Here is a 25,847-nt window from a genome sequence, read left to right as displayed (position 1 = left end):
ACCGCCGACCGCACCTCGCGGGGGTCAACTCAGCATGAACACGGCGACGAGAACGGCGATCACGACGACCAGACTGAACAGCAGGGCCAGGGTCAACTGCACGCCCTTGCTCATCGGCTTCTTGACCGTCACGCCGGGCGGCACCGCACCCACGAGCGGCGCGAGGAGGTCGCGCCAGCGCTTGGCGAGCGTATCGGACTCGAACTCACCGACCATGTTCCCGAGCAACGGACCTCCCACGGCCAGCGAGATCCGGTGCCGGGTTGCGCCCTGCCAGATCTCCAGGGTCTCGTTCATCTCCGCCAGCGCGACCGAGTGGAACTCCTCGACCGGCGCGTCGAAGAGGGTCTGACCGTCGTCGGCCAGGAACGACAACCTGCCGTCGGCCAACGTCAGAGCACCTGGACGGACCCCCATTGCTGTCATGTTCGTGCGATAGGCACCCGCACTGCGTACCGGTTCCATGACACCTCCCCTACAGCCATCCCCATTGTCCCACCGCACACGCCGCAGCCCCGGTGCCGGCGTGGCTCCGGGGCTGCGGGTGGTCAGGAGGCCGGGTTGACCTTGACCTTCAGCCACTTGGTCTGGATCGCACCGAGGTTCTGCTCTACGACCACCCGGATCTTGCGGTTGCCGGTGGCGGTGAGGACCACGTGCATGCTGCAGTCGCCGTTGGACGACACTGTGCGGTGGGCGTTGACCAGAGCGCCCTTCTCGAGCAGTTCGGCGTCGGCGCCGGTCCAGTTGTTCTGGGAGGTGTCCAGCTGGCACTTCACGAGGAACGTCTGGCCCGCCGTGACCGTCTTCGGCGCCTTGATCTTGGTGAAACCAGGGTCGCTGGCCGCGGTGGCAACGCCGGCGCCCATGAACAGGGCACCCCCCGCGAGCGCCACAGATGTACCCAGCGCCAGCACCGTGCGGGTCTTGCTCATGTTGTCTCCCTCCATGGATCGGGGAAGTTCCCCGCATCACCCTAGGGCCGTGGCTGGCGTGGTCTGCGGCGGCGCGCGGAGGGTTCCTGCTGATCGGCCCGTTCGGGCGGACTGCGCGCTGCGGCCATTCGCCGGTCCGCACGCCTCCACACCGCGGATCACGGTATCTTCCGCGGTAGTGAGGGAGGTGGGGGATGTCGGCGGTGCGACCCTCGCTGGTGCGACCGGGCCGGTTCGCGCTGACCTGGCAGTTGTGCACGGCTCGGCTGGGCCATCGTGGCGCTGTCCCTGGCCCATGCCCGGCCCGCGGACCTGCGCACGGTCGGCGAGCCCCTGCTCATGATCGTCGTGATCATCGTGCTGAGCGAGTTGCGTCCCATCGTGATGACCCGGCTGGCCGGCAACCCGGTGTCGATCACGCTGGCCTTCGTCTTCGCGACCATGTACCTGTGGGGCCTCTACCCCGCAGTCCTGCTCTTTGCCGGGTCGATCCTGCTGTCCGAGATCCTGCAGCGCAAGCCCCTCTGGAAGATCCTCTTCAACGTCGGTCAGTACATCGTCAGCCTCACGGCGGCATGGCTCGTGCTGGTCGTCGCCGGGATCACCCCCTCCGCGAGTGCCCCGCAGGCGCAGTTCGTGGCCCTCGATCTGGGCTGGATCCTCGGCTCGTGGGCGGTGTACCACGTGGTCAACCTCGCCCTCGTGGCCGGACTGGCCGACGAGGGCACCACCTGGTGGGAGGACTTCTCCGACGAGTTCTGGTTCTACACGGTGTCCACGATGGCCGTGCTGGCGCTGTCCCCGCTCATCGCCATCGTCGCGGTCGCCTATCCCATGTCATGGACGTTGCTGCCACTCATCCTGCTGCCTCTGCTGGCGGTCCAGAAGGCCGCGGAGATGTCACGCCAGCAGGAGCATCAGGCGCTGCACGATCCACTGACCGGCCTGCCGAACCGACTGCTGCTGACCGACCGGATCGAGCAGGCGCTGGCACGGTCGCGTCGCAGCGGCGGGGCGGTCACCGTGATGTTCCTGGATCTCGACCTGTTCAAGGTCGTGAATGACAGCCTGGGCCACCACGCCGGTGACGCGCTGCTCATCGATGTTGCCGCACGCCTGCAGCGGGCCGTGCGGGCAGGCGACACCCTGGCTCGATTCGGCGGCGACGAATTCGTCATCGTCTGTGACGACGTCACCGCGGCGGAGGTCGGATCGCTCGCCGCACGCTTCGCGGACGCCCTGCGCGAGCCCTTCTCCACCCATCACACCCAGGCCAGCGTGAGTGCCAGCATCGGGGTGGCCATGGCTGGCCCGGACGCTGACCCCCACACCCTGCTCAGGGACGCGGATGCGGCGATGTACCGGGCAAAGGAACGCGGACGCAATCAAGTCGTCCTCTTCCACGATGCGATACACCAGCAGGCCGAGGTGCGCCTGCAGGACTCGATGGGTCTGCACCGGGCGCTGGAGAACGACGAGTTCCGCCTTCTCTACCAGCCGATCGTCGACACCGCCACCGGTCTGACCGTCGGCCTGGAAGCCCTGATCCGTTGGGACGACCCACAGCGTGGCGTGGTGACGCCGAATGCGTTCATCCCGGCCGCTGAGGAGACCGGGTTGATCCTGGCCATCGGGGACTGGGTCCTCGAGGCGGCACTTGCGGACCTGTGCCGCTGGCGCGCGGAGATACCACAGGCCCGCGACCTCTGGGTCGCGGTGAACCTCTCGTCACGACAACTGCTCGACCCGCTCCTGGTCGAACACGTCGCCCATTCCATGCTGCAGGCAGGCGTGCCGCCCAGTGCCGTGCACCTGGAGATCACCGAGTCGGCACTCATGGGCGACCTGGACCCAGTGCTGACAACGCTCGACGCCCTGCGAGCGCTGGGTCTGAACCTCGCGGTCGACGACTTCGGCACGGGGTACTCCTCGCTGTCCTACCTGAAGCGCCTGCCGGTGGCGACCCTGAAGATCGACCGATCATTCGTCGACGGCCTGGGCGGTGCCGACGACCATTCCGACCGGCCCATCGCCGACGCGATCCTCAAGCCTGGCCTCGGCGCTGCAACTCGACGTGATCGCCGAGGGCGTCGAGAACGAGCAGCAACTGCACGTCCTGCAATCACTCGGCGGCCGGATCGCGCAGGGATTCCTGTGGTCGCGGCCCATACCGGCCGACCAGATCGGCGTGTGGCTGTCAGCCGGACCGCTCGACACCGAGGACAGCATCCATCCGGACGGATTGACCTTGTGACGTAAGGGCCAAGACCACCACGACGATGTTGCGACCGACTGCTTCGCGCTGTACATCGTTTGGTCCGCCCGCGCGATCACCCGGTCGGCATCCTCGTTCCCCCGCCGTGTGCGCGGGGCCGCGACCCGCCAACTTCGCGCCGAGGGGTCGTGGAGGTGCCGGGAGCCGTCGGCCGCCTCCGGCGCCCTCCTCCCGATTCCCGCCGTATCAGCCGAACAAAGAGAAGAACCCCCAAGCCTGGGGGTTCTTCTCTTTGTGGAGGTGCCGGGAATCGAACCCGGGTCCAACGGTGCAAATCGGAGCATTCTCCGGGCGCAGTCGCGGTGTGGTGCATTCGGCCTGGCGGGTTCGTGCGACCCATCCGCCAACACGGCCTACATCACTGTTGGAGTCCCTCACGCCCCCGTGATCGGGGCGCTCAGCAAGCCTTCTGGATGACGCCGGGAACTACGGGGAAGGCACCCGTAGGCCGACGGACTCACGCTCGCTTAGGCAGCGAGGGCGAAGTCAGCGCGATTGGTATCGGCACTTGTGTTTTTGACGGATCGTTAATGAGATAACCGTCGTCCTCAGCCCGCTTCTCTCGTCGAAGCATCCGCTGTCGAAACCGTTCACCCCCTGTTGAGTTGTACTTGCAGCGTACCGGCGCCCTGCGACACCGGTCCACTGAGTGAACGCCGCCACCCTGTGGACTATTCCTCACCGCCGCGCCCGGGCGGAATCCGGCGACACCACCATCCCCGACGTGTCCACCGCCTCGAAGGCCCCGGCGGGCACCGACTTGAGCTCGTCCAGTAGCCCCTCCGGCCACGCGGCGTTCGTAGCCCCCTGGAAGTACCAAGCGCTGCCGTTGTCAGCCAGGACCAGCCCGTAGTCCCGCATCGCGGTCAGCACCGTGCGGGCGTGGGGCGAGAATCCGCTGACGTCGAAGTCGGTGCGCAGCCGGAAGCGGGCTCCCATGGGCGGGGCGCCGGGGTCGTCCCCGGCCTGGTGCCGTGCCGGCCAGACGTAACGGGGGGCGGTCGTCGGCGCTGTGAACCGGATGGCGTGGTCGACCCGCCCGGAGCGCACCTCGGACCAGCGCAGCAGGCCCGGCAGGATGGGCAGCCCCGCCGCGTCCGCCGAGGTCCAGCCGGCCGGACGCAGAGCGTTGGACCGCAGGTTCCAGACCGCCCCGGAGCCGGCCCGCCAGCCACTGGCCGTCCGGCGGGTGTTCCACGTCTCGAACAGGCGGCACCGCTTGCGGTCGACCACGACCGCGTGCCGGTCGCTGCCCGCCTCGATCCGGGTACTGGAGCGCAACGGGTAGCGGCGGTGGTCACTCTCGTCGGCGTAGTCGAACCGCACCTTCGTACGGGCCTTCTTCGTCGTCACCGTGATCGGGATGCCGTACGACGGCCCGCCGAAGTCGGGATGCAGGAAGGTGCCGCCGATCGCGTCGAGCCAAGCCTGCGACGAGGCATGGACCGGAAGGTCTGCCACCGGGGTGTTCCAGTAGTTGTCAGCCGGGAACACCGGGCACCCGGCAAAGGTGGCAACGACGAGAGCAGCGGCGATCACCTACGCATCTTGCGTCAACCGGGCAGCCGGTGGCAGCGCGGACCGAGCAGACTGGATGCGTGCGCCCCGACTTCGACGTCATCATCATCGGCGCCGGGCTGTCCGGCATCGACGCCGGCTACCACCTGCAGCGGACCTGCCCGGACAAGAGGTACACGATCCTCGAGGCGCGGACGGCGATGGGCGGCACCTGGGACCTGTTCAGGTACCCGGGCATCCGGTCGGACTCCGACCTGTACACCTTCGGCTTCCCGTTCAAACCCTGGCGCGATGAGATGTCGCTGGCCCACGGGCCGGCGATCAAGGCCTATATCGAGGACACGGCCGCGCAGTTCGGCATCGACCGGCATATCCAGTTCGGCAGCCGCGTGACACGCGCCGGCTTCGACACCGACACGGCCACGTGGACCCTGACCCTGTCGGACCACCGCACGATCACGTGCAACTTCCTGTACTCCTGCGCCGGCTACTACGACTACGAGCAGGCATACCTGCCGGACTTGCCGGGCCTCGTGGACTTCCAAGGAACCCTCGTGCACCCGCAGTTCTGGCCCGAGGACCTCGACTATGCCGGTAAGCGCGTGGTCGTCATCGGCTCCGGCGCCACAGCCGTGACGCTCATCCCCGCCATGGCCCCGACGGCCGAGCACATCACCATGGTGCAGCGCTCGCCCACGTGGATCAGCCCACTGCCAAGCACCGACCCGCTGGCTGATGCCGCCCGCAAGCACCTGCCGCCACAGGTCGCCCACCGCCTGATCCGCGCGAAGAACATCGCCTTCAGCACCGCGTTCTACCGCTTCAGCCGGCGCTACCCCACCGCGGCCGCGAAGCTACTCCACCGGCTCGCGGTCAGGGAACTCGGTGACGAGGGCTTGGTGGATGCGCACTTCACCCCGGACTACGACGTATGGGACCAGCGGGTCTGCGTGGCACCCGACGGGGACCTGTTCCGGGCGATCCGCTCGGGCCGGGCCGACGTCGTCACCGACGAGATCGATCGGATCGTCGCCGAGGGCGTTCGCCTGCGCTCCGGCCGCGTCCTGGCCGCCGACATCATCGTGACCGCCACTGGGCTGCTTCTGCGCCCCAACGGCGGCGTCGAGGCGACGGTGAACGGCCGGGCCGTCGACCTGCCCGCCCAGTTCGTGCTGCTCGGGGCCATGATCAGCGGCCTGCCCAACTTCGCGTTCGCCGTGGACTACACCAACGCGTCGTGGACCCTGCGCGCCGATCTGACCTCGCGCCTGGTGTGCAAGGTCCTGCGGTTCATGGATGCGCGGGGTTACGACTGGGTGGTGCCGCAGCCCCGCCAGCAACTCGATCCGCTCCCGCTCATGGATCTGAAGTCCGGCTACATCCAGCGCTCCGTGGCGCTGCTGCCGAAGCAGGGCACGCGCGCGCCGTGGCGCATGCGCCAGAACTACGTGCTCGATGCGGCCACCACGATACGCACCGATCTCCGCAGATACCTGGCGGGACACCGGGCGGGAAGTCCGTTGTCCGGACGCCGACCCCCGCAAAACGACGCGGTCACCTAGGTTGGAACCAAGGGGTGGTGTTGTGAAGATTCTCTTTGGTGACGACGGTTCAACATCCGCTGATGCGGCATGGCTCTGGGTGAACAGCCACGAGTGGCCCGGGTGGGACATCGACGTTCTGCGTGCGGTCAGTGGCAGCAGCCCGCCGGAGGCGCGTCCGGTGCGCGAACTCCTGCGGCCCGAGGTCGCCGTGCAGGTGCACGAGCAGACCGTCAAGGAGGACCCACGTTTCGCCCTGCACACCCGCGGCAAGGACTACGACCTGCTCGTGGTCGGCAGCAAGGGACGCGGCCTGCTCAAGGCCCTGCACATCGGCAGCACGGCGGAATGGCTCATCGACATGCCCACCGCGCCGACGGTGATCGTGCGCGGCGCACACCGCACGCAGCGGGTGCTGCTCGCTCACGACGGCTCACGTCATGCCCTGGCCGCCGAGCAGGCCGTCCTGGCCATGCCGTGGTCCGCCGGCGTGGAGGTACGCGTGCTGTCGATCTCGGATGGCACCTCCGATGCCGAGAAGGTGACCGAGGAGGCCCGGGCGCGACTGGAAGGGCAAGTCGCGGCGGTCGACGTGGTGGTGGTGGGTCCCGACGACCTCGAGGTCTTCTACCGGCCCCGCGACGTCATCCTGCGCCACATCGCGGACTGGCAGCCCGACCTCGTGGCCATCGGCAGTCGCGGGATGACGCGCTGGGAGTCCCTGAACGAGGCTGCCCTCTTCCGGGCGGGATCGACAGCGACGGGGGTCGCGAACCACGCGTCGTGCTCCGTGCTGGTCGCGCGGCACACCGGCTGAGGCTGCCACGGGCCAGGTGCGCGGCCCAGGCGCTACGCCCCGGGGGCCTGCAGCCCGAAGAGATGAGCGGGTGCGTGCCACAGTATCTGCGGCATGTCCAGGTCGCGGTCCATGAGTACCTGCACCTGGTGGGCGACGGGGTACGGGATGTTCGGGAAGTCCGAACCGAACAGCACCTTGCCCTGCTCAGCGGCCTCCCGTAGGGAGGGCAGCAACTCCCGCGGATACGCAGTCATCTCCTCCATGAAGTCCGTGAGCCCCATGGTCGTGTCCAGCCAGGTGTTCGGTCGGCTCCGGCACATCTGGAGGAAGTCGGCGAATTCCCCCGCCCCCAGATGGGCCACAATCAGCCGCAGCTCGGGGAACCGCCGGGCCACCTCGCCGATGGGTCCGGGACCGGTGAAGCGGCCGGGCAGCGGCGCGGAGCCGCAGTGGATCACCACGGGGGCGCGGGCTTGCGCGAGGAGATCCCACACCGGGTCGAGGAGCCGGTCCCGGGGGTCGAAGTCACCCACCTGGACGTGGACCTTGAACACCCGGGCGCCGCGATCCAGAGAGTCCCGGACGTACCCCGCAGCTCCCACCTCCGGGTAGAACGTCGCCGTGGGCAGGCAGTCCGGGACCTTGGCAGCGAAGTCCAACGACCAGTCGTTGAGCCACCGAGCCATGCCCGGCTTGTGCGCGTAGACCAGGGCGGTGAACCTCAGCACCCCCATCGCCCGCAGGTGCGCCAGCCGCGCGTCGTCCTGCCAGCGGTACGTGATGGGCCACGGCACGCCGTAGTTGGCTTCCGCCTCGTCGAAGTAGGCCCACACCGCACGCATCACCGGTGCCGGCAGGAAATGCGTATGGACGTCGACGATTCCCGGGATACCCAACTCACGCCAGAGCGCGGGGAGGTCCTCGTCAGTCAGCACGGCGTCGGGCCGCAGCCACCGCACGTTCGGCGTCGCGCCTGGCCTCCCGCGCGGCGATGTCCTGCCGCTTGTCGTGGGACTTCTTGCCCCGGCCCAGACCGATCTCGATCTTGGCCTTGCCGTCGGAGAAGTACAGGCTCATCGGTACCAGCGTCAGGCCGCTCTGCTTGGTCTTGCCGATCAGACGGTTGATCTCGTAGTCGTGCAGCAGCAACTTGCGCGGCCGGCGCGGCTCATGGTTGGTCCACGTCCCCTGGTCGTACTCCGGGATGTGGACGTTCATCAGCCACACCTCGCCGTCACGGACCTCGGCGTACCCGTCCACCAGCGACGCCCGGCCGGCACGCAAGGACTTGACCTCGGTCCCGCGCAGGACCAGACCTGCTTCCCAGGTGTCCTCGATGGCGTAGTCGTGCCGCGCACGGCGGTTCACCGCGATGACCTTGCGGCCCTTCTCCTTGACCATGTCCTCAGCACCGCACCGGGCCCTTGGTCCCGCCGAACCAGCCCATGGGGTCGTACGGGGTGCCGTTGACGTGCACCTCGAAGTGCAGGTGGGGACCGGTGGACCAGCCCGTGGATCCGACGCGACCGATCACGTCCCCGCGCTTCACCCGTTGCCCGACACTGACGGTCGTGGCGCTCTGGTGGGCGTACATCGTCGAGGTGCCGGAGCCGTGCTGGATCAGGGTGTGCAGCCCATACGGACCGCCGTTCTGGATGGACACCACGACGCCATCAGCGGCGGCCAGGATCGGCGAGCCCATGCCGGCCCCGATGTCCGTGCCCGTGTGGCAGGACCGGTAGCCGTAGACGGGGTGGATGCGCGGGCCGACGTTGCCGACGACCGGTGCACCGGGCGCGGGCCAGGCGAGGCCCCCGGCGCCGATGTTCACCGGGACGCCGGTCTGCCCCCGGGATGCCTTCGCAGCGGCTGCCCGGGCGATCTGTGCGATGCGCTCCTGCTCGGCCTTCAACTGGTTGTACTGCTTTCGGACCGCGGCCTTGCGGTCCCGGGCGTCGCGCAGTGCGGACGACCTCGCCGCCACCAGTTCATCGATCTTTGCCTTCGCGGCATCGGCCCGCGCCTTGGCGTCCGCGGCCTTCTGCACCTCGGCCTGCGCCTCGGCCTGGGCGTCCTCAGCCTCCTTCTCGAGCACCTTGAGACTGGCCAGGCGCACGTTCAGTTGCGCTTTGGCGGCATCGAGGTCGCTGAGGGTGTTGTTGTTGCCCTGGGCGATGCTGCGTAGGGCCTCGAGCCGGGAGGCGAAATCCCCGGGGTCATGGGAGTCGAGGAGGATCTCCACCTCCGACATGGTCCCGCCCTGCTCGTAGACCTCCCGGGCCATCTGCCCGATCCTCTGCTCCAGGAAGGCGATCTGCTGCTCGGTGGCGGCGATGTCCTGTTTGGCCTTTGCGACCTTCGCGATCGCCGTGGCCACCTTCACGTCGGCAGCGGACTTGCGCTCCTGAGCCTGGGCCAGTTCCGACTGCGCGGCGGCGAGTTCCTTTCGGGCCTCGGGCAACTGCGAGCGGGCGGAGTCCAGCTGCTTGATCGCGGCGTCCACCTTGGCGTCGGCGCGGGCGAGGTCATCGGTGGCGTCGGCCACCTGCTCGTTGATGTCCTCGGAGTGGGCCGGATACGCCACGAGGCCCACCGCCAGCCCGAGCGCCAGCGCCGCGGCGGCACGGCGGGCGCCCCGGCGGTGGCTACTGGACAAACTGGACATGGTCCTCACAGGATACCTTCACACTTTGAGATATCGGCGCAATGTGAGCGCGGCTGCAATCATGGCGATGACGATGCCTGTCAAGAAGACCACCGGCAGGATCAGAATGACCTGGTCCCACGCCACGAATGCGGTGAAGCGGTAGGACGGCGCCAGCACCTCGTCGATGAGGAAGACCTTCGCCGCCACGAGCGCCCCAACGGCAAGGAGCCCGCCGACCGCTGCGGAGACGGCGGCCTCCAGCAGGAACGGCATCCGGATCATGAAGTTGCTGGCACCCACAAGCCGCATGATCCCCACCTCCCGGCGCCTGGCGTGCGCGGCGACCCGGATGGTGTTGATCACGAGCAGCGCGGTGACCAGCAGCATGGCGACCGCGACGGATAGCGCGATGACCTGCAGACCGTTGAGCAGTTTGAAGAATCGGTCCAGCAGTTGCCGCTGGTCCTGAACCTGCTCCACGCCCGGGCGACCGGCGAACGCGGCCGCGATCACCTCGTACTTCGTCGGATCGGACAGCTTCACCCGGAAGGACTCCGGCAGTGCGTCGGCGGTGACGTTCTGTGCGATCGGGGAGTCCTGGAACTGCTCGAGGAAGTGCTGATAGGCCTCCTCCTTGGACTCGTAGTACACCTCCTGGACCAGCGGCCGCAGCGCGTTGAGCTCGGTCTCGAGCTGGGTGCGCACCTCCGGGGTGACCGCTCCCAAGGAGCAGGCGGGCGCGGCAGAACTCGCCCCGCACAGGAAGATCGACACCTCCACCCGGTCGTACCAGTAGTCCTTCATCGAGTCGACCTGGGCGCGCACCAGCAGGCCCGCACCGAACAGCGTGAGGGACACGGCCACGGTGATGATGACCGCGAAGGTCATGGTCAAGTTCCGGCGCAGACCCTGGAAGGTCTCGCTGAAGATGAATCGCAGTCTCACGGCTGGTGGTCCTGTCCGTAGACCCCGCGCGCCTCGTCGCGGATCATCTGCCCGGCGTCGAGCTCCACGACCCGTTTGCGCATCTGGTCGACGATGGCCGCGTCATGGGTGGCCATGATCACCGTCGTGCCCACGCGGTTGATGCGGTCCAGCAGTTTCATGATCCCCACACTGGTCGCCGGGTCCAGGTTGCCTGTCGGCTCGTCGGCCAGCAGCAGCGGCGGCCGGTTCACGAAAGCGCGCGCGATGGCCACGCGCTGCTGCTCGCCGCCGGACAGTTGGTCGGGCATCCGGTTCATCTTGTCGGCGAGGCCGACGAGGTCGAGGACCTCCGGCACCGCGCGCTCGATCTGGGAGTTCTTGCGGCCGAGCACCTGCAGTGTGAAGGCCACGTTCTGAAAGACGGTCTTACTCTGCAGCAGGCGGAAGTCCTGGAAAACCGCCCCCATCCCCCGTCGCAACGCCGGCACCTTCCAGCGCGACAACTTGCCGACGTCGCGGCCGGCGACGATCACCCGTCCCGTCGTGACCCTCTCCTCCCGCAGGACCAACCGGAGGAAAGTGGACTTCCCAGAACCCGAGGCCCCCACGAGGAAGACGAACTCACCGGGTTGCACCCGCAGGCTGATGTCCTGCAGAGCGGGCCGGTTGCGTTTGTCGTAGCGCTTGGTGACGCGCTCGAACGTGATCACTGACTTCCCCACCTCGGATGATTGCGTTCAGTTTAGGCACGGAAGTCCGGGTGCTGACAGCACCGCTCCCGGCGGGTCGGAGCCGGTCTCGGCGCCGATCAGTTCGCCGTCGCCTGCTGCCGGCGCCAGCGGATGCCCGCCTCGACGAACTGGTCGATCTCACCGTCGAGCACTGCGGCCGTGTTGCCGGTCTCCACCTCGGTGCGCAGGTCCTTGACCATCTGGTAGGGGTGCAGGACGTACGAGCGCATCTGGTTGCCCCAGGAGCCGCTCGAGTCCCCCTTGAGTGCGTCCATCTCGGCCTTCTCCTCCTGCCGGCGGCGCTCGAGCAGCTTCGCCTGCAGGATGGCCATCGCACTGGCCTTGTTCTGCAACTGCGAGCGCTCGTTCTGACAGCTGACCACGATGCCGGTGGGGAGGTGCGTCAGGCGCACCGCCGAGTCCGTGGTGTTGACCCCCTGGCCGCCCGGGCCGGACGAGCGGTACACGTCGACACGCAACTCGTCGTCGGGGATCTCCACGCTCTCGGTCTTCTCCACGACCGGGATCACCTCGACCTCCGCGAACGAGGTCTGCCGCCGCCCCTGGTTGTCGAACGGGCTGATGCGCACGAGCCTATGGGTACCCTGTTCGACCGACAGAGTGCCGTATGCGAACGGCGCCTTCACCGCGAAGGTGGCGGACTTGATGCCGGCCTCCTCCGCGTAGGAGGTCTCGTAGACCTCCAACGGCCAGCCGTGGCGCTCGCAGTACCGGCTGTACATCCGTAGCAGCATCTCAGCCCAGTCCGCGGCGTCGACACCGCCGGCGCCGGACCGGATGGACATCAGGGCCTCGCGCTCGTCGTACTCACCGGACAGCAAAGTGCGCACTTCGAGTTCGGCGACCGTGACCTGGAGTTCCCCGAGTTCCTTGCGTGCCTCGTCGAGGCTGGCCGCGTCGTGCTCCGCCTCGGCCAGTTCGATGAGGACGGGCAGGTCGTCGACGCGCTGCCGCAGGGCCACAACACGTCGCTGCTCCTGCTGCAGGTAGGACAGCCGCGAGGTCACCTTCTGAGCGGCTTCAGGGTCGTCCCACAAGTTCGGCACCGAGGCCTCCCGCTCGAGCTCGGCGATCTCCTCGCCCAGCCTTGGCAGGTCCAGCACCGCCTCGATCTGCTTCAGGGTGCCGTCGAGCGCGGCTACCTGCTCGGAGAGTTCCTGTTCGGCCACTCTCGTAGGGTAACCGCGCCCGCGCCTACCAGTTGGCCAGGTACCGCTCCTGCTTGTCTTGAAGGAACCCACGAGGATCATGATCAGGTCGATCAGCGGCCAGATCCCGAAGAAGCCACCGAAGGTCACGATGATCGCCACGCCGGTGCCGATCTTGCCCACGTAGAACCGATGTATGCCGAAGGCGCCCAGGAAGAAGGCGAGCAGCGCAGCGGCCAGGCGGGACTTCGGGGATGCCGGCCTGCCCTGCGCGTCGACCATGGGCTTGCCGTCGGGGAAGGTCGGGACGCCCGCGGCGGTGGTGGGTACGGCGGCCGGGGCGGGCGGGGGCGGCGGTGGCGCGCTGCCGGCGGGGGCGGCGGCGGGACGCTGGTGCTGCTGGGCGGGGTGGCCTCGGGCTCGGGCTGCGGGGATTCGGTCATGACGCCACCCTACTGCCGCAGCGATCAGGAAACGGCCATCCCCAACGCCGGCCCGTCGTCCGAGGACATCTCCTCCGCGATCCGCACCACGGCCGACACCGACGTGCCGATCTGCCGGCCGAGCCGGTGGCTGGGCGCGAGTTCCACGGTGACGAACCAGCTGGCGGTGTTGCGGGCGGTCCACCTGTTCATGGTCCCGGGCAACCAGCGGCCGCAGTTCGTGGCGCGGCCGGGCTGGCGCAGGCCGATCAACGCAGCCGTGCGCCGTACCCAGTAGGCAGACCGCTGGTCGCAGACACTCAGGACGGTGTCCCAGGGCTGGTGGAAGCTGAGCACGCCGGTGGGGCGCAGCCGCTTGAGGAAGCGCATCATCGCCTTGGTCTCGGGTTCACTGCCCGGGGCCCGCCCGGAACGCGACTGGGAGGCCGACCACGTCCCCGGGAAGTTGCGGTTCAGGTCCACGCCGCGACTGTTGTAGCGGTTCCCCGCACGGCGCCATCGGGGTTCATCGTGCGGATGGTCCACAGCTGGTAGTCGACGTCCTGCCCGACCGCGCGCTTGCGCAACCGGTCGGTGACGCGCAGCCCGGCCGGTTCGCTGCCGTGCATCTGCCCCACGCTGAGCAGCACGTTGACGGCCAGCGGGTTCCCCTGTCTCACCGCCCAGATCTTGCGGCCGCGCACCGACCGCCCGACGAGCACCTTCTCGGAGGCGAAGATCGGCTTGGCCAGTTGCGCGCGCAGTCGCACGGGCGCGCTGGGCGGGGACGCCAGACTGGTCTGCACGCCGTCGGAGGCCGTCACAGTGAAGGTGTACGTGACGCGGCGCGGCAGCGAGTCGAACGAGCAGAAGGTCATCGTGGTCGTGCAGGTCTGGCCCGCCGGGTCGCTGCGCACCTCGTAGGACGTCGCTCCCGGCACAGCCTGCCACGCCACCTCGACACTGTTGCCCGACTGGACCGCGACCACGGACTGCGGGGCGGCCAGCGGCGCGGCCGGCTGCCCACCGTCGTCGGCGCCCGCGGGGGTCACGGGCAGCAGGAGCAGGGACAGGGCACCGCTGGCTACGACCAAGAATTTCATTGCAAACCAGCCTACGCCACGTGCTTCCACTGCGAACGCATGTTCGATAAGGTGGTCCTATGACCGTTCTGCAGCCCTGCCTCATGGGCGCTGAGGGGATCAGTGCCGATCCGCAGGAACTGGCCGGCATCCAGCGGATCGGCCTTGGGGCGGGCGCATGGGTGGATCATCTTCCCGGCTGGCTCACCGACGACCTCGAAGTCTTCGACGCCCTGTGCGACCACGTGCCGTGGCGGCAGGGGAACCGGATGATGTACGAGCGGGCGGTGGACGTGCCGCGGCTGACCGCGTGGTGCACCGACCCGCAACAGCTGCCCCACCCGACGTTGGTGCGGGCCTTCCACGCCCTCAACAGCCACTACGGCCCGGAGCAGTTCGAGACCGCCGGACTGTGCCGGTACCGCGACGGCCGGGACTCGGTGGCCTGGCACGGCGACCGGATCCGCCACCGCCGCCAGGAGACGGTGATCGCGATCGTCTCGGTCGGCGCCGCCCGTCCCTTGCTGTTGCGCCCCCGCGGCGGCGGGCCGAGCCGGTCGTTCCGTCTCGGCCACGGGGACCTGTTCGTCATGGGTGGCACGTGTCAAACCACGTGGGAGCACGCTGTTCCGAAGGTGCGCACCGCGGGACCGCGGATCAGTGTCCAGTACCGGCAGGCCGGGGTGGACTGACCGGTCAGACCCCCTGCTGCGACACGTTGCGCAGCAGCCGCAGGGCCACCGACACCGTGGCCAGGCTCGGCGGACCGGACATACGGATCTCCGCAAGGGTCGTCCGGGCCCGGTTCAGCCCCTCCGGGTTGGCCTTCTCGAACTGCGCGATCCGCTCCTCAGGCGCCAGCCCGGGGTCGGTGCGACGCATGACCCGCACGGTGAGCCCCGCCTGCGCCGCGTAGAGGTCCTGCCGCACCGCAGCCCGGGCCAGCGCGGACCAGCGGTCCGCCCGGTCCAGGTTGGAGATCTGAGTCAGCAGCGCATCCACCCCGAACCGTTCCGAGACCCCGAAGTACAGTCGCGCCACGGACTCCGGGTCCTGTTTCTCGCGGGCGGCCATGTCCGCGATGTCCAGCAGCGAGTACTGGTCAAGGCAGGCGGCCACCCGCATCGCCAGCGGCTCGGGGGCCCCGAGGGACGCGAACTCGGCGGCACGCTCCTCGAGTCGCTGCCGCTCGGTGCCGCGCAGGAAGTCGGTCACCATCGGCGTCAGGGCGTGGACCACCGGGTGCACACCCTCGATCAGTCTGGACACGTCCAGCACACCACCGCGGGTGGTGAGCACCCAGCGCACGGAGCGGTCGAGCAGGCGGCGGATCTCCAGGTACAGCTCGTTCTGGGCGGCTGTGGGGGCGGCCCGGTCCAGGGACTTGATCTCCTCCCAGATGCCGTCGAGATCGAAGATCTGCCGGCAGGCGACGTAGGCCCGCGCGACCTCCTCCACCGAGGCGCCGGTCTCCTCAGTCACGCGATGCATGAACGTGATGCCGCCGTGGTTGACGATGTCGTTCGCGAGCATCGTGATGACGATTTCCTTGCGCAAGGGATGCTCGTCGAGGCGGTTCTCGTACCGCGACCGTAGATCCGGCGGGAAGTATCCCGCCAGCATCTCCTGGGCCCATTGATCCTGGTCGACGTTCGTGGCCATCAGATCGTCGGTCAGCGCGATCTTCGACCACGCGAGCAGCACGGACAACTCCGGTGAACTCAGTCCGCGGCCCTGCTTCATGCGCTCGGAGATCTGATCGTCGTCGGGAAGGAACTCGATGCGCCGGTCCAGCAGACCTCGCTCCTCGAGGATCGCCATCACCCGCTGGTGCACGGGCAACAAGGCGCCCTGTTGCGACCGGCCGTTGGACAGCAGCATGTTCTGCCAGTAGTTGTTGGCAAGCACCAGATCGGCCACATCCTCGGTCATCGCCGCCAGCAACTCGTTGCGCTGCTTCACTGTGAGGTCGCCGTCGTGCACGATCCGGTCGAGCAGGATCTTGATGTTGACCTCGTGGTCGCTGGTGTCCACGCCCGCGGAGTTGTCGATGGCGTCGGTGTTCAGGCGCACGCCGTGTTCGGCCGCTTCGATGCGGCCCAGCTGGGTCATGCCGAGGTTGCCGCCCTCGCCCACCACCTTGCAGCGCAGCTGCGCACCGGTGACGCGGATCGCGTCGTTGGCCTTGTCACCCACCTGCGAGTCGCTCTCGGACTCGGACCGGACATAGGTCCCGATGCCGCCGTTCCACAGCAGATCGACCGGCGCCTGCAGGATCGCATGAAGCAGGTCGTTGGGGGTCATGCTCTTCACACCGTCCCCGAGCCCCAGCACCTTGCGCACCTGCTTGCTGATGGGCACGGACTTCAGCGACCTCGAGAACACCCCGCCGCCGGCACTGATGAGCCCGGGCTCGTAGTCCTGCCAGCTGGACCGCGCCATCTCGAACAAACGCCTGCGCTCGCCGAACGAGGCGGCGGGATCCGGTGCGGGATCCAGGAAGATGTCACGGTGGTCGAAAGCGGCCACGAGCTGGATGTGCTCGGACAACAGCATGCCGTTGCCGAAGACGTCGCCGCTCATGTCGCCCACCCCGACGACCGTGAACTCCTGACTCTGGGTGTCCACCCCCATCTCGAGGAAGTGACGCTTCACCGACTCCCAGGCGCCGCGCGCGGTGATGCCCATCGCCTTGTGGTCGTAGCCCACCGAGCCGCCGGAGGCGAACGCGTCGCCGAGCCAGAAGCCGTAGTCGGCCGAGCCTTCGCGTTGGCGATGTCGGAAAACGTCGCCGTGCCCTTGTCGGCGGCCACCACCAGGTAGGTGTCGTCGCCGTCGCGCCGGTGCAGGTCCGGCGGGGGAACGACCTGGCCCTGGACGAGGTTGTCGGTGAGGTCGAGCAGTCCGCTGATGAAGGTCTTGTAGCAGTCGATACCCTCGGCCATGAACGCTTCCCGGTTGGCCGCCGGAGGTGGGTTCTTCACCACAAACCCGCCCTTGGACCCGACCGGCACGATCACGGTGTTCTTGACCATCTGCGCCTTGACCAGGCCCAGGACCTCGGTGCGGAAGTCCTCGCGCCGGTCGCTCCAGCGCAGGCCGCCGCGGGCGACCCGGCCGAACCGCAGGTGCACCCCGGACATCTGCGGGGAGGTCACGAAAATCTCGAACCGCGGCCGTGGCAGCGGCATCCCCGGCACCTCGCGCGGGTCGATCTTGAACGACAGCCAGGGCTTGGGAGCACCGTCCAGGCGCTGGTAGTAGTTGGTACGCAGAATGGCCAGCACGATCCCGAGCAGTTGCCGGATGACACGGTCGTCGTCCAGCGACGCCACGGAATCCAGCGCGGTAAGGACCTCCTGGTGGATGCTCTTGGCCTTCAGGTCATCATGGTTGACCGGGTCCTGCCGCGCCTCGAACAGGTTCACCAGCAGATTCACGATGTCGGTATGCGATATCAGCACCTCGGTCATGTACTGCGCGGAGAACGGCGACCCGATCTGCCGGGCGTACTCGACCCAGGCCCGTACCGCCGCCACTTCGCGCCAGTCCAGGCCGCCGGTGGTGACCAGCGTGTTCAGGCGGTCCGCGTCGGAATGCATGGACCAGCAGGCGAGGAAGGCGTCGCTGAAACGCCACGTGAAACCGTCTTCGTCGGGGAGATCGCCTTCCGGTAGGCGCAGGCCGAAGTCGTAGATGTACCGTTCCACGCCGTCGCGGCCGGTGACGTTGTAGGGGCGCTCGTCGAGCACCTCGACCCCGAACCCGTTCAGGATCGGGATCACGGAGGCCAACGACACCGCAGGGCCGGCGCGGTAGATCGTGAACCGGCGGTCGCGCAGGGAAGCGGCCACAGCCGGCTGCGCCAACGCCACGGAGATGCCCGACTCGCCGAGGGCATCGAGGTTCAGGATGTCCGCCACGGCCTCGCGGGCCAGCGCGTCCTCCTTGTACGCCTCGGGGAACGCGCCGGAGTACTTCGCAGCCAGTTCGCCGGCGCGTTCCTCCCCCACCCCGGTGACCAGCGCGTCCATGAGCAGGTCCTCCCAGGACCGCACCGCATCGGCCAGTTCCCGCTCCAGCGCGACTTCGTCGACCTCGGGGATAGGTGTCCCCTGCGGCATGTGCACCACGATGTGCAGCCGGGCGAGCACCGACTCGGTGAGCAGCGCGGAGTGATCCACGGACGCGCCGCCGTAGGCCTTGCACAGCGTGCTCTGGACCCGCTCGCGAACCGTCGTGTTATAGCGGTCCCGGGGTAGGTACACCAGTGCCGAGACGTAGCGGCCGTAGCGGTCGTGGCGGGCGAACAGCCGCGTCTGCCGGCGCTGATGGATCTGTAGCACGGCGCGCGCGATCGGGGCCAGTTCCTCCGAGTCGGTCTGGAAGAAGTCGTCGCGCGGGTAGGTCTCGCAGAACTGCAGCAGGTCCTTGCCACTGTGGCTGGTGGCGGGGAAGCCGGTGAGTTCGAACAACTCCTCGACGCGGCGGCGCAGCACCGGGATCTGCGTGACGCTCTGGTTGTAGGTGCTGGAGGTGAACAGTCCGATGAAGCGGTGCTCGCCGATGACCTGCCCGTCGGCGTCGAAGCGCTTGACCCCCACGTAGTCCAGCGGCACCGGGCGGTGCACTGTGGACCGCGAATTCGCCTTGGTGAGCACCAGCACCCGGGCCTCGGTGGCATGCGCCCGCACCGCGGGTGGCATGTCCGAGAACGACTGCGACTGGGTGCGGTCCGAGCGCAGCAGCCCGAGCCCGGTCCCCGGCTGGCTGACCAGCGCCACGGGGTCGGGATCGCGCACGAGGTCGTAGGTGCGGTACCCGAGGAACGTGAAATTCCCTTCGCCCAGCCACTGCAGGAACTCCGCGGCCTCCTCGCTGTACTTGGCGGCCACGCTCGCGGGCGGGTCCGCCCGCAACTCGTCGGCCAGCTCCAGCGCCTGCGACGTCATCCGCTGCCAGTCCTCGACGGCCTCCCGGACATCGCGCAGGACCGAATGCAGGGCCTCCTCGAGGGCGTGGTGCGCCTGCGGGTCCGACACCAGGTCGATCTCCAGGTGGATCCAGGACTCCCGGGTCGCGGACTCGGGTGCGTCGTCCGGACCCACCGGCAGGACGGCCCGCAACCCCCCGGCCACGTCGCGCTCCACCGCGAAGATCGGGTGGGCCACGAGGTGCAAGGACCTGCCTTGCGCGGTGATGGCAGCCACCACCGAATCGAGCAGGAAGGGCATGTCGTCGGTGATGACCTGCACGACCGTGTGCCCGCACGTCCATTCGTTGCCGGCGATCGTCGGCGTGAAGACGTCGACGACGGCGGTGCCCTGCGGCCGGTTCGCGCCGAGACGCAACATGTGGGTGGCTGGCCCCACCAGATCCATGGGGTCCTTGGTGAGGAGGTCCTCGGGAGCCACGTCCTCGTAGAAGCGGGGCAGGAAGTCACCGAGGTCGACCTCGAACTCCACCGGGTGCGCCTTGTCCGCCACCTTCCGGGCGGAGTCCAACAGATCGGTCAGAGAGTCGTCGTTCACGCGTGACCTACTTCATGTGGGGGTGGGAATGGTCGGTCGGGGGCACGAAGGTCTCCTTGATCGACCGAGTGCTGGTCCAGCGCAACAGGTTCTGCGCGGCACCGGCTTTGTCATTGGTCCCGGACGCCCGGGCGCCGCCGAACGGCTGCTGGCCCACGACGGCTCCCGTGGGCTTGTCGTTGATGTAGAAGTTGCCGGCCGCGAAGCGCAGCACATCGCGGGCGTGCGCGACCGCGGCACGGTCCTGGGCGATGATCGACCCGGTGAGCGCGTACTTCGCGATGCCTTCCATCTGTTCCATCACCGCAGCGGTGCGGCGGTCGTCGTAGACGTACACGCCGAGCAGCGGACCGAAGTACTCGTCGGTGAAGAACTCGTTGGCCGGGTCCTTGCTCACCGCGACGGTCGGGCGGATGAAGTAGCCATCACTGTCGTCGTACGTACCTCCTGCCACGACGTCCACCTCGGCGTTCTTGTGCGCGCGGTCGATCGCGCCGGACACCTTCGCGAACGACTTGTTGTCGATGACCGCACCCATGAAGTTGCTGAAGTCCGTGACCGGACCCATCGTGAGCCCGTCGACCTTGCCGAGGAAGTCGTCCTTCATGCGCTTCCAGACGCTTCGCGGGATGTACGCACGCGACGCCGCCGAGCATTTCTGTCCCTGGAACTCGTACGCCCCGCGGATCAAGGCCGTGGTGAGGACGTCGGGGTCGGCCGAGGGGTGGGCGAACACGAAGTCCTTGCCGCCGGTCTCGCCGACCAGGCGCGGGTAGCTGCGGTACTTGTCGATGTTCTCGCCCACCGTGCGCCACAGCAGTTGGAAGACCGGGGTCGACCCGGTGAAGTGGATGCCGGCGAGGTCGGGGTCGTACAGGGCGACGTCGGACACCGCGATCCCGTCGCCGGTGACCATGTTGATCACGCCCGGCGGCAGCCCCGCCTCCAGCAGCAACTGCATGAGGTAGTTCGCGGCGAACTGCTGCGTGGGCGCCGGCTTCCAGACCACGACGTTGCCCATCAGGGCCGGGGCCGTCGGCAGGTTACCGGCGATTGCAGTGAAGTTGAAGGGCGTGATGGCGTAGACGAAACCTTCGAGCGGCCGGTGGTCGGTCTGGTTCCAGACGCCGGGGCCGGAGGTGGGCTGCTCGCGCAGGATCTGCGCCGCGAACTTCACGTTGAACCGCCAGAAGTCGATGAGTTCGCACGCCGCGTCGATCTCGGCCTGGAAAGCCGTCTTCGACTGCCCGAGCATCGTGGCCGCGTTGAGAGTGTCCCGCCAGGGCCCGGCGAGCAGATCGGCTGCCTTCAGGAAGATCGCCGCCCGGTCGTCGAAGGACATCGCGCGCCACCCCACAGCCGCCTTCTTCGCCGCCTCGACAGCGGCGGCGGCGTCCTTGCGAGTGGCGTTCTTCATCGTGCCGAGCGTGTGCTTGTGCGCGTGCGGTTGCACGACCTTGATCCGGGACCCTGAGCCCATCGTCCACTGCCCGTCGATGCACATGGGCAGGTCGATCGGACCCTGTGTTCCCAACTGCGCCAGACAGGCCTGCAGGGACACCCGTTGCGGCGACCCCGGCTCGTAGAGGCGGTTCGGCTCGTTCTCGATGGGAGGGATCGCGGTGACGGCATCCATGGCCCGATCCTCGCATCTATGCCAGCGTTGTGGCGACTTACTGCAGGTGCGGGATCTCGTCCACTGCGTACCACTCGAGGTCGTCGACGAACAGGGCGGCCCAGGCCGCTACGGGCACGTCGACCAGGGTCGTCATGGCGGTCGACTCCCCCGGCACCCGGGTCGCGGCATCGGCGCCGAGGTCCACCGCCAGCGTCGCGCGACGGCGCCCCGACGTCATGGCCGCGACGGTAGACACCTCCTCGGCAGCCTTCGTCGCCAGGAACTCCAGTTCCTCGTCGTCGGCCCCGGGGTGCAGTTCCCGCAGCGACGCGGTCACCACGTCGATGCGGGTGCCGGCCGGCACCGCGCCCGCCTGGTACCAGGCCTGCACCTCGGGCAGCGTGCTGGGCACGTAGGCGCGGATCAACTGACGTCGGCCAGGTGGTCGGGACCCACCCGATCGGGGTCGCGCAGGGCCTCCACGGACGTCCGCAACGAGGTCTCCAGGACACCGAGGCGGCGACTGTTGTCCATCACATTGGCGCCCATCGCCTCGAGATCCTCCGGACCCGGCCCGAGGATGGTCACCGCGGCGCCGCCGGCGCGCACCTTGTCCACCTCGGTCAGGCACCGCTTGGTCACCTGCACGCGCCACCGCCGCTCCACGCGACCGAGTACCGTTCCGGGCTGGTCCATCGCGAACGACAGCATGGGAGCCAGGACGTACACCTCGTCGAGGTCCAGCCCGGCCAGCAGGTCCGCCGACGTGGCCGACCAGGCGCCCCCGTCGATGTAGGTGCGCCCGTCGATGGTCATCGGGCGGAACCAGCCCGGGATGGCGCAACTGGCCATGACCGCCTCGGACAACGGCACTCTGGGCGCGTTGTCATGACCGAAGGCCACCCGCCGGCCGCTCTCGTAGTCCAGTGCGACGATCCACACGTTGTCGTGCGGCGACCACTCGCCGAACGGCGTGAAGGCCTCGACGAGGTGCCCCACCCGCTCCAGCGAGCCCTTGCCCACGGGCAGGAAGGCGGAGAGCACGGCGGTGGGTGGCATCCGGCGCGCACGGCCTGCCAACGAGCGCCGGATCAACTTGCCGCTGCCTGGGCCGAGCAGGCGCGGCAGACCCGGCCGGTGCCCGCCTGTGGCCTTCTCGTAATCCCACGTGTAGCCGGCCAGCGGGCCCGCCGTGATCGAGTTGCCACGCTGGTTGTCGATGAGCTGCTCGACGCTGACGCCGGCACCGAGCAGTGCGGACAGCACCGAGCCCGCGGAGGTCCCGACGATGTAGTCCGCGGTGCGCGGGTCGAACCCGTGGATCTCCTCGACGGCCTTCAGCGCACCGACCATCCACGCGGCCCCCAGGATGCCCCCTCCGCCCAGCACGAGGCCGCGACGGGGGCTGGCGACACTGGCCATGGCCGATCCCTCCAGTCCACGTTTCACAGCGCGAAGTAAAAACGCTGCTCGCCGGAGCCTATTCCTTCCGGGCGCGTTTTGCTCGGGTACGCGCCTTGCGTGTCGTCTCCAGCAACTCGTCCATCGCCTCGGACAGGCAGGCGGTGAGCACATCGATGTCGTCCATGGCGTCGCGGTCGGCGTTGAGCCCGAAGAACACGCCGCCGTTGTAGGACGTCAGGCCGACGGTCACTGCCATGCCCTTCACCAGCGGCAGCACCGGGTAGGCGCCCAGCAGTTCGGCACCGGCCACGTACAACGGAGTCTGCGGGCCGGGCACATTCGTCACGACGATGTTGGCGACCCGTCGGGACAGGTCTCCGGCCAGCCGCGCGCCGAGGGCGTGCAGCGTGGGAGGGGCGAAACCGGTCAGCGCGACGAGGCTCTCGGCGCCCACCATGTGACCGCCCTCCTTGTGCTGGGCCATCTCGAAGCTGATCCGGTTGAGCCGGACCACCGGGTCGGCCTCGCCGGTGGGCAGGTCGACGATGAACGCGGCCACCCGGTTGCCGGGGCGCCGGTCGCCTGCCTCCTGCACACTGACCGGCACCATCGCCCGGATCGTGTGCCGAGTGCCCACGGTCTCCTGACGGGTCATCAGCCATGCCCGTAGCGCGCCGGCGACCACTGCCAGCGCCACGTCGTTGACCGTGCCGCCGTGGGCCTGGCGCACCGCCTTGAAGTCCTCGAGGTTCAGCGTCGCGGTGCCGAACCGGCGCTGGGCGCCGATCGGGACGTTCAGTGGGCTCTCCGCGGGGGTCCTGGCCGCACTCCACATCGCCGTGACCACACCCCCGGCCTGGCGTACGGCACTGGCCGCGGACTGGCTGACATCGGCCAGGCTCTTGCGGACGTGGTCGACGACGACCGCCGGGCGCCGGACGGTGTCGACCACGGCACCGGCCACGAGTTCGGCCCCGCTGGGCTCCTGGGAGGGGTTCCAGTGCAGATCCGGAGTGGGCTTGTGGTCCGGGCTGGGGTCGAGGATGACCTGCGCGATGTCCACGGCCGCGGCGCCGTCGATCATGGCGTGGTGCGCCTTCGTGAGGATGGCGAATCGGCCACCTTCGAGGCCCTCGACCAGGTAGACCTCCCACAGCGGGCGGCTGCGGTCCAGCGGCCGGCTCATGATGCGGGCGGCGAGGTCGCGCAACTGCGCCTCGGTGCCTGGCGACGGCAGCGCCGAGCGGCGCACGTGGAAGGCGACGTCGAAGTCCTGGTCGTCCACCCACACCGGATTGGCCAGCCCCCCGGGCACCCAGCGCACGCGCTGCCGGTACCGCGGCACGAACGCGATGCGGCGGCGGATCAGCGTGACCAGGCGGTCGTAGTCGAAACCCCCGGTGGGCGCCTGGAAGATGAGCACCTCGCCCACATGCATGGGCGTGGTCTCCTCCTCGAGGTAGAAGAACGACACATCGACGGCACTCAGGCGATCCGGCACGAGTCCCCGCCTTTCCTAGGTGTTCCCATTCTTCCACCCGGCAGCGGACTCCCTCGGCTCACCGGGACAGAGTCCTGCCGAACAGGGCGTCGAGTTCCTCGGCGGTCGTCGGGTAGTCCGTGTGGTGCACGGCCACGAATCCCAGCGCCCGGGCCGCGTGCACGTTGGGCAGCAGGTCGTCGACGAAGACGCACTGCTCGGCCGGCAGGCGCAGTTCGGACAGCGTGTACTCGAAGATCTGCGGGTCGGGTTTGCGCATCCCCACCCGGCCGGAGATCACCACGGCGTCGAACATGCCGTCGAAGAGGTCGTCGGGGTAGTTGTCGCCCCAAGAGTTGCTCAGCAGCGCCGTGCGGATGCCGTGCTCCCGCGCCCGGCGCACCAGCGAGATCATGTCCGGACTGTTGTGGAAGTAGCGGAACATCCGCCGCAGCAGCCCGTCGGGTTCGATCCGCTGGCCCATGCGCGCAGACAGCGCCGCGGCGAGGTGCTGCTCGAACTGCGGCACCTCCAGCTCGCCCTTCTCCAGCGCGTGGATCGGGTTGTAGGCGGCCTCCAATCCGTACTCGGGACCCAGCCACTCGCGCATCACGCCGATGTAGGCGTCGACATCCAGCGATTCCTCGGCCACCCAGGCCCCCATGGCCTCTCGCATGCCGATCGTCAGCACCCCGCCCCAGTCGACGACGAGTCCGGAAAGTGCCATACATCCAGGCTATCCGGCGCCCGCGCGCGCGCCGTCAGCGAGTTCGGCCACGATGGGCGCCAGAGCCCGGTCGTCGATACGGTCACCGATCCAACCGACGGCGGCCTCCGGTAGGTATTCACCGAGCCGCTGGGCGAGCATAGAGGTGCTGCGCCGGGGGTCGGCGCAACGGTTCACCACCACGGTGGCGCGTCCTCGCAGCACATCGGCCACGGCCGGCAGGGTTCGCCAGAGACGCTGCTGCGCCACGCGGCCCTCCCCCACCACCACAACCACGTCATCGGCGGCTTGCAGGCACACCGCCGTGGCTGTCGTCCAGTCCGGCACCAGCCCGATCTCGCCGGCCGGATCGATCGCCGAGTCCACGTCGGCCACGACGTAGCGGTGGCGCGCCCGGGCAAGGTCCAGCACGTGGTTCAGCGCACCGGGATGGGCCGCGGGGTACATCGAGGGGTCCACTCCGGTGAGCACGGCCAAGGTGGCCGACAGATCCTGGGCGGGCAACTGCGGCGCGCCCGATCGGCGGCCAGGCAGGCGTGCAGCAGTCCCCCGAGCGGCAGATCGAGCACGTCCCCGATGCCGGGGGCGTGGACGTTGGCGTCGACGAGCAGGGTCCGGTCGCGAGTTGACAGGCTGCGCGCCAGACCCACGGCCACGCTCGTGGCGCCCCAGGCCCCGGGGGGCGCCCATACCGTGATCAGCCGGCCGGTGGCAGCCGCCGACGCGTTCACCGCTTGGTGCAGCGCGACGAGGTCCGCATGCTCCGGTGCGCGATCGGCGCCCGGTCCCCGGCCGACGACCACGACCGGAGTCAGACCCCGCAGCCGGGACAGCGCCTCGGACAGCCGCGGGAAGTCCTCCGCGACCACGATCAGGCGTGGCGCTTCGACCTCGGCGGTCACCAGCAGGTCGACCACCGTGCGACACTCGGCCACACTCTCGCCGGCCGCGCGCGCCTGCGCCAGCAGAGGCTCCTCCCACACCTGCCCGGTGCGGCCGAGCACCAATGTCAGCGCCACCGTGTCCCCAGGTTGTCCGCGT

At 68.7% G+C, this 25,847-nt stretch carries 22 protein-coding genes, 1 other RNA gene and 1 pseudogene; 4 read left to right on the top strand and 20 right to left on the bottom strand.

Annotated elements, in window-relative coordinates; genetic code table 11:
- Nucleotides 1-24 precede the first annotated feature (24 nt).
- Together IPG68_04655 and IPG68_04650 are read right to left on the bottom strand one after the other, a co-directional pair.
- Nucleotides 25-465: a hypothetical protein gene (locus IPG68_04655; protein MBK6762598.1), complete on the bottom strand. Its 441-nt coding sequence runs from the start codon at nt 463-465 to the stop codon at nt 25-27.
- A gap of 83 nt (nt 466-548) precedes the next feature.
- On the bottom strand, nt 549-935 hold the full coding sequence (locus IPG68_04650) for a hypothetical protein (GenBank protein MBK6762597.1): 387 nt from the start codon (nt 933-935) through the stop codon (nt 549-551).
- A 276-nt stretch (nt 936-1,211) separates the two neighbouring features.
- On the opposite strand from IPG68_04650, the gene IPG68_04645 reads away from it, so the two are divergent.
- Nucleotides 1,212-3,194: an EAL domain-containing protein gene (locus tag IPG68_04645; protein MBK6762596.1), complete on the top strand. Its 1,983-nt coding sequence runs from the start codon at nt 1,212-1,214 to the stop codon at nt 3,192-3,194.
- A 248-nt stretch (nt 3,195-3,442) separates the two neighbouring features.
- On the opposite strand, the gene ssrA is transcribed toward IPG68_04645, so the two are convergent.
- Both ssrA and IPG68_04635 read right to left on the bottom strand, forming a co-directional pair.
- Nucleotides 3,443-3,808: a transfer-messenger RNA gene (gene ssrA, locus IPG68_04640) on the bottom strand.
- A gap of 80 nt (nt 3,809-3,888) precedes the next feature.
- A complete protein-coding gene (locus IPG68_04635) occupies nt 3,889-4,749 on the bottom strand; it encodes a hypothetical protein (GenBank protein ID MBK6762595.1) in 861 nt (286 codons plus the stop codon).
- Between the two features lie 59 nt (nt 4,750-4,808).
- On the opposite strand from IPG68_04635, the gene IPG68_04630 reads away from it, so the two are divergent.
- Both IPG68_04630 and IPG68_04625 read left to right on the top strand, forming a co-directional pair.
- Nucleotides 4,809-6,290 carry an NAD(P)/FAD-dependent oxidoreductase gene (locus IPG68_04630; protein ID MBK6762594.1) on the top strand — a complete coding sequence of 494 codons (1,482 nt, stop codon included), beginning with the start codon at nt 4,809-4,811 and terminating at the stop codon, nt 6,288-6,290.
- A 22-nt stretch (nt 6,291-6,312) separates the two neighbouring features.
- A complete protein-coding gene (locus tag IPG68_04625) occupies nt 6,313-7,086 on the top strand; it encodes a universal stress protein (protein ID MBK6762593.1) in 774 nt (257 codons plus the stop codon).
- A 32-nt stretch (nt 7,087-7,118) separates the two neighbouring features.
- Here the strand turns inward: IPG68_04625 and IPG68_04620 are convergent, their stop codons facing one another.
- From IPG68_04620 to IPG68_04585, 8 genes are all read right to left on the bottom strand, one after another.
- Nucleotides 7,119-7,910, bottom strand: coding sequence for an amidohydrolase (locus IPG68_04620; GenBank protein MBK6762592.1), 792 nt, complete (start codon nt 7,908-7,910; stop codon nt 7,119-7,121).
- Nucleotides 7,911-7,992: 82 nt separating this feature from the next.
- Complete coding sequence (smpB, locus tag IPG68_04615) at nt 7,993-8,469, bottom strand: SsrA-binding protein SmpB (GenBank protein MBK6762591.1); 477 nt, start codon at nt 8,467-8,469, stop codon at nt 7,993-7,995.
- Between the two features lie 4 nt (nt 8,470-8,473).
- Nucleotides 8,474-9,352 carry a peptidoglycan DD-metalloendopeptidase family protein gene (locus IPG68_04610; protein ID MBK6762590.1) on the bottom strand — a complete coding sequence of 293 codons (879 nt, stop codon included), beginning with the start codon at nt 9,350-9,352 and terminating at the stop codon, nt 8,474-8,476.
- A gap of 399 nt (nt 9,353-9,751) precedes the next feature.
- Complete coding sequence (locus IPG68_04605) at nt 9,752-10,660, bottom strand: ABC transporter permease (GenBank protein MBK6762589.1); 909 nt, start codon at nt 10,658-10,660, stop codon at nt 9,752-9,754.
- Nucleotides 10,657-11,352 carry a cell division ATP-binding protein FtsE gene (ftsE, locus tag IPG68_04600; protein ID MBK6762588.1) on the bottom strand — a complete coding sequence of 232 codons (696 nt, stop codon included), beginning with the start codon at nt 11,350-11,352 and terminating at the stop codon, nt 10,657-10,659. Before ftsE ends, IPG68_04605 begins: the two co-directional genes overlap by 4 nt.
- A gap of 98 nt (nt 11,353-11,450) precedes the next feature.
- Nucleotides 11,451-12,824, bottom strand: coding sequence for a peptide chain release factor 2 (gene prfB, locus IPG68_04595; GenBank protein MBK6762587.1), 1,374 nt, complete (start codon nt 12,822-12,824; stop codon nt 11,451-11,453).
- Between the two features lie 185 nt (nt 12,825-13,009).
- A complete protein-coding gene (locus IPG68_04590; protein ID MBK6762586.1) occupies nt 13,010-13,447 on the bottom strand; it encodes a hypothetical protein in 438 nt (145 codons plus the stop codon).
- Nucleotides 13,438-14,067 (bottom strand): hypothetical protein, encoded by a 630-nt coding sequence (locus IPG68_04585; protein ID MBK6762585.1) that lies wholly within the window; start codon nt 14,065-14,067, stop codon nt 13,438-13,440. The genes IPG68_04590 and IPG68_04585 overlap by 10 nt, the downstream gene beginning before the upstream one ends.
- A gap of 59 nt (nt 14,068-14,126) precedes the next feature.
- Here IPG68_04585 and IPG68_04580 point away from each other — a divergent pair, with 59 nt between their 5' ends.
- Complete coding sequence (locus tag IPG68_04580) at nt 14,127-14,738, top strand: alpha-ketoglutarate-dependent dioxygenase AlkB (protein MBK6762584.1); 612 nt, start codon at nt 14,127-14,129, stop codon at nt 14,736-14,738.
- Nucleotides 14,739-14,742: 4 nt separating this feature from the next.
- Here the strand turns inward: IPG68_04580 and IPG68_04575 are convergent.
- The 8 genes and pseudogenes from IPG68_04575 to IPG68_04540 all read right to left on the bottom strand — a co-directional run bounded on the left by IPG68_04575 (nt 14,743) and on the right by IPG68_04540 (nt 25,825).
- Nucleotides 14,743-19,577 (bottom strand): annotated as a pseudogene (locus tag IPG68_04575) (NAD-glutamate dehydrogenase).
- A gap of 7 nt (nt 19,578-19,584) precedes the next feature.
- Nucleotides 19,585-21,213, bottom strand: coding sequence for an L-glutamate gamma-semialdehyde dehydrogenase (gene pruA, locus IPG68_04570; protein ID MBK6762583.1), 1,629 nt, complete (start codon nt 21,211-21,213; stop codon nt 19,585-19,587).
- A gap of 37 nt (nt 21,214-21,250) precedes the next feature.
- Nucleotides 21,251-21,622 carry a hypothetical protein gene (locus tag IPG68_04565; protein ID MBK6762582.1) on the bottom strand — a complete coding sequence of 124 codons (372 nt, stop codon included), beginning with the start codon at nt 21,620-21,622 and terminating at the stop codon, nt 21,251-21,253.
- Complete coding sequence (locus IPG68_04560) at nt 21,619-22,644, bottom strand: patatin-like phospholipase family protein (GenBank protein MBK6762581.1); 1,026 nt, start codon at nt 22,642-22,644, stop codon at nt 21,619-21,621. Before IPG68_04560 ends, IPG68_04565 begins: the two co-directional genes overlap by 4 nt.
- 31 nt (nt 22,645-22,675) lie before the next feature.
- Nucleotides 22,676-24,100 carry a wax ester/triacylglycerol synthase family O-acyltransferase gene (locus IPG68_04555; GenBank protein MBK6762580.1) on the bottom strand — a complete coding sequence of 475 codons (1,425 nt, stop codon included), beginning with the start codon at nt 24,098-24,100 and terminating at the stop codon, nt 22,676-22,678.
- Nucleotides 24,101-24,158: 58 nt separating this feature from the next.
- Nucleotides 24,159-24,806, bottom strand: coding sequence for an HAD family phosphatase (locus IPG68_04550; protein ID MBK6762579.1), 648 nt, complete (start codon nt 24,804-24,806; stop codon nt 24,159-24,161).
- A 9-nt stretch (nt 24,807-24,815) separates the two neighbouring features.
- The gene (locus tag IPG68_04545) at nt 24,816-25,253 is read right to left on the bottom strand and encodes a hypothetical protein (GenBank protein ID MBK6762578.1); all 438 of its coding nucleotides are present in this window, start codon (nt 25,251-25,253) and stop codon (nt 24,816-24,818) included.
- Nucleotides 25,223-25,825: a hypothetical protein gene (locus IPG68_04540; protein MBK6762577.1), complete on the bottom strand. Its 603-nt coding sequence runs from the start codon at nt 25,823-25,825 to the stop codon at nt 25,223-25,225. The genes IPG68_04545 and IPG68_04540 overlap by 31 nt, the downstream gene beginning before the upstream one ends.
- Between the last annotated feature and the right edge of the window lie 22 nt (nt 25,826-25,847).

This window comes from Micrococcales bacterium, from assembly GCA_016703125.1.
Lineage (GTDB): Bacteria > Actinomycetota > Actinomycetes > S36-B12 > UBA10799 > JADKAV01.
Note: the sequence above shows the minus strand (reverse complement) of the source record. Positions and strands in the feature narration are given on the sequence as shown.

Coding starts and splice junctions, on each gene's coding strand:
- IPG68_04655 (MBK6762598.1), bottom strand. CDS start 465: ATGGAACCGGTACGCAGTGCGGGTGCCTATCGCACGAACATGACAGCA.
- IPG68_04650 (MBK6762597.1), bottom strand. CDS start 935: ATGAGCAAGACCCGCACGGTGCTGGCGCTGGGTACATCTGTGGCGCTC.
- IPG68_04620 (MBK6762592.1), bottom strand. CDS start 7,910: ATGCGTGCGGTGTGGGCCTACTTCGACGAGGCGGAAGCCAACTACGGC.
- smpB (MBK6762591.1), bottom strand. CDS start 8,469: ATGGTCAAGGAGAAGGGCCGCAAGGTCATCGCGGTGAACCGCCGTGCG.
- IPG68_04610 (MBK6762590.1), bottom strand. CDS start 9,352: ATGGCCCGGGAGGTCTACGAGCAGGGCGGGACCATGTCGGAGGTGGAG.
- prfB (MBK6762587.1), bottom strand. CDS start 12,824: ATGGTCGACGCGCAGGGCAGGCCGGCATCCCCGAAGTCCCGCCTGGCC.
- IPG68_04585 (MBK6762585.1), bottom strand. CDS start 14,067: ATGAAATTCTTGGTCGTAGCCAGCGGTGCCCTGTCCCTGCTCCTGCTG.
- IPG68_04580 (MBK6762584.1), top strand. CDS start 14,127: ATGACCGTTCTGCAGCCCTGCCTCATGGGCGCTGAGGGGATCAGTGCC.
- pruA (MBK6762583.1), bottom strand. CDS start 21,213: ATGGATGCCGTCACCGCGATCCCTCCCATCGAGAACGAGCCGAACCGC.
- IPG68_04550 (MBK6762579.1), bottom strand. CDS start 24,806: ATGGCACTTTCCGGACTCGTCGTCGACTGGGGCGGGGTGCTGACGATC.
- IPG68_04545 (MBK6762578.1), bottom strand. CDS start 25,253: ATGTACCCCGCGGCCCATCCCGGTGCGCTGAACCACGTGCTGGACCTT.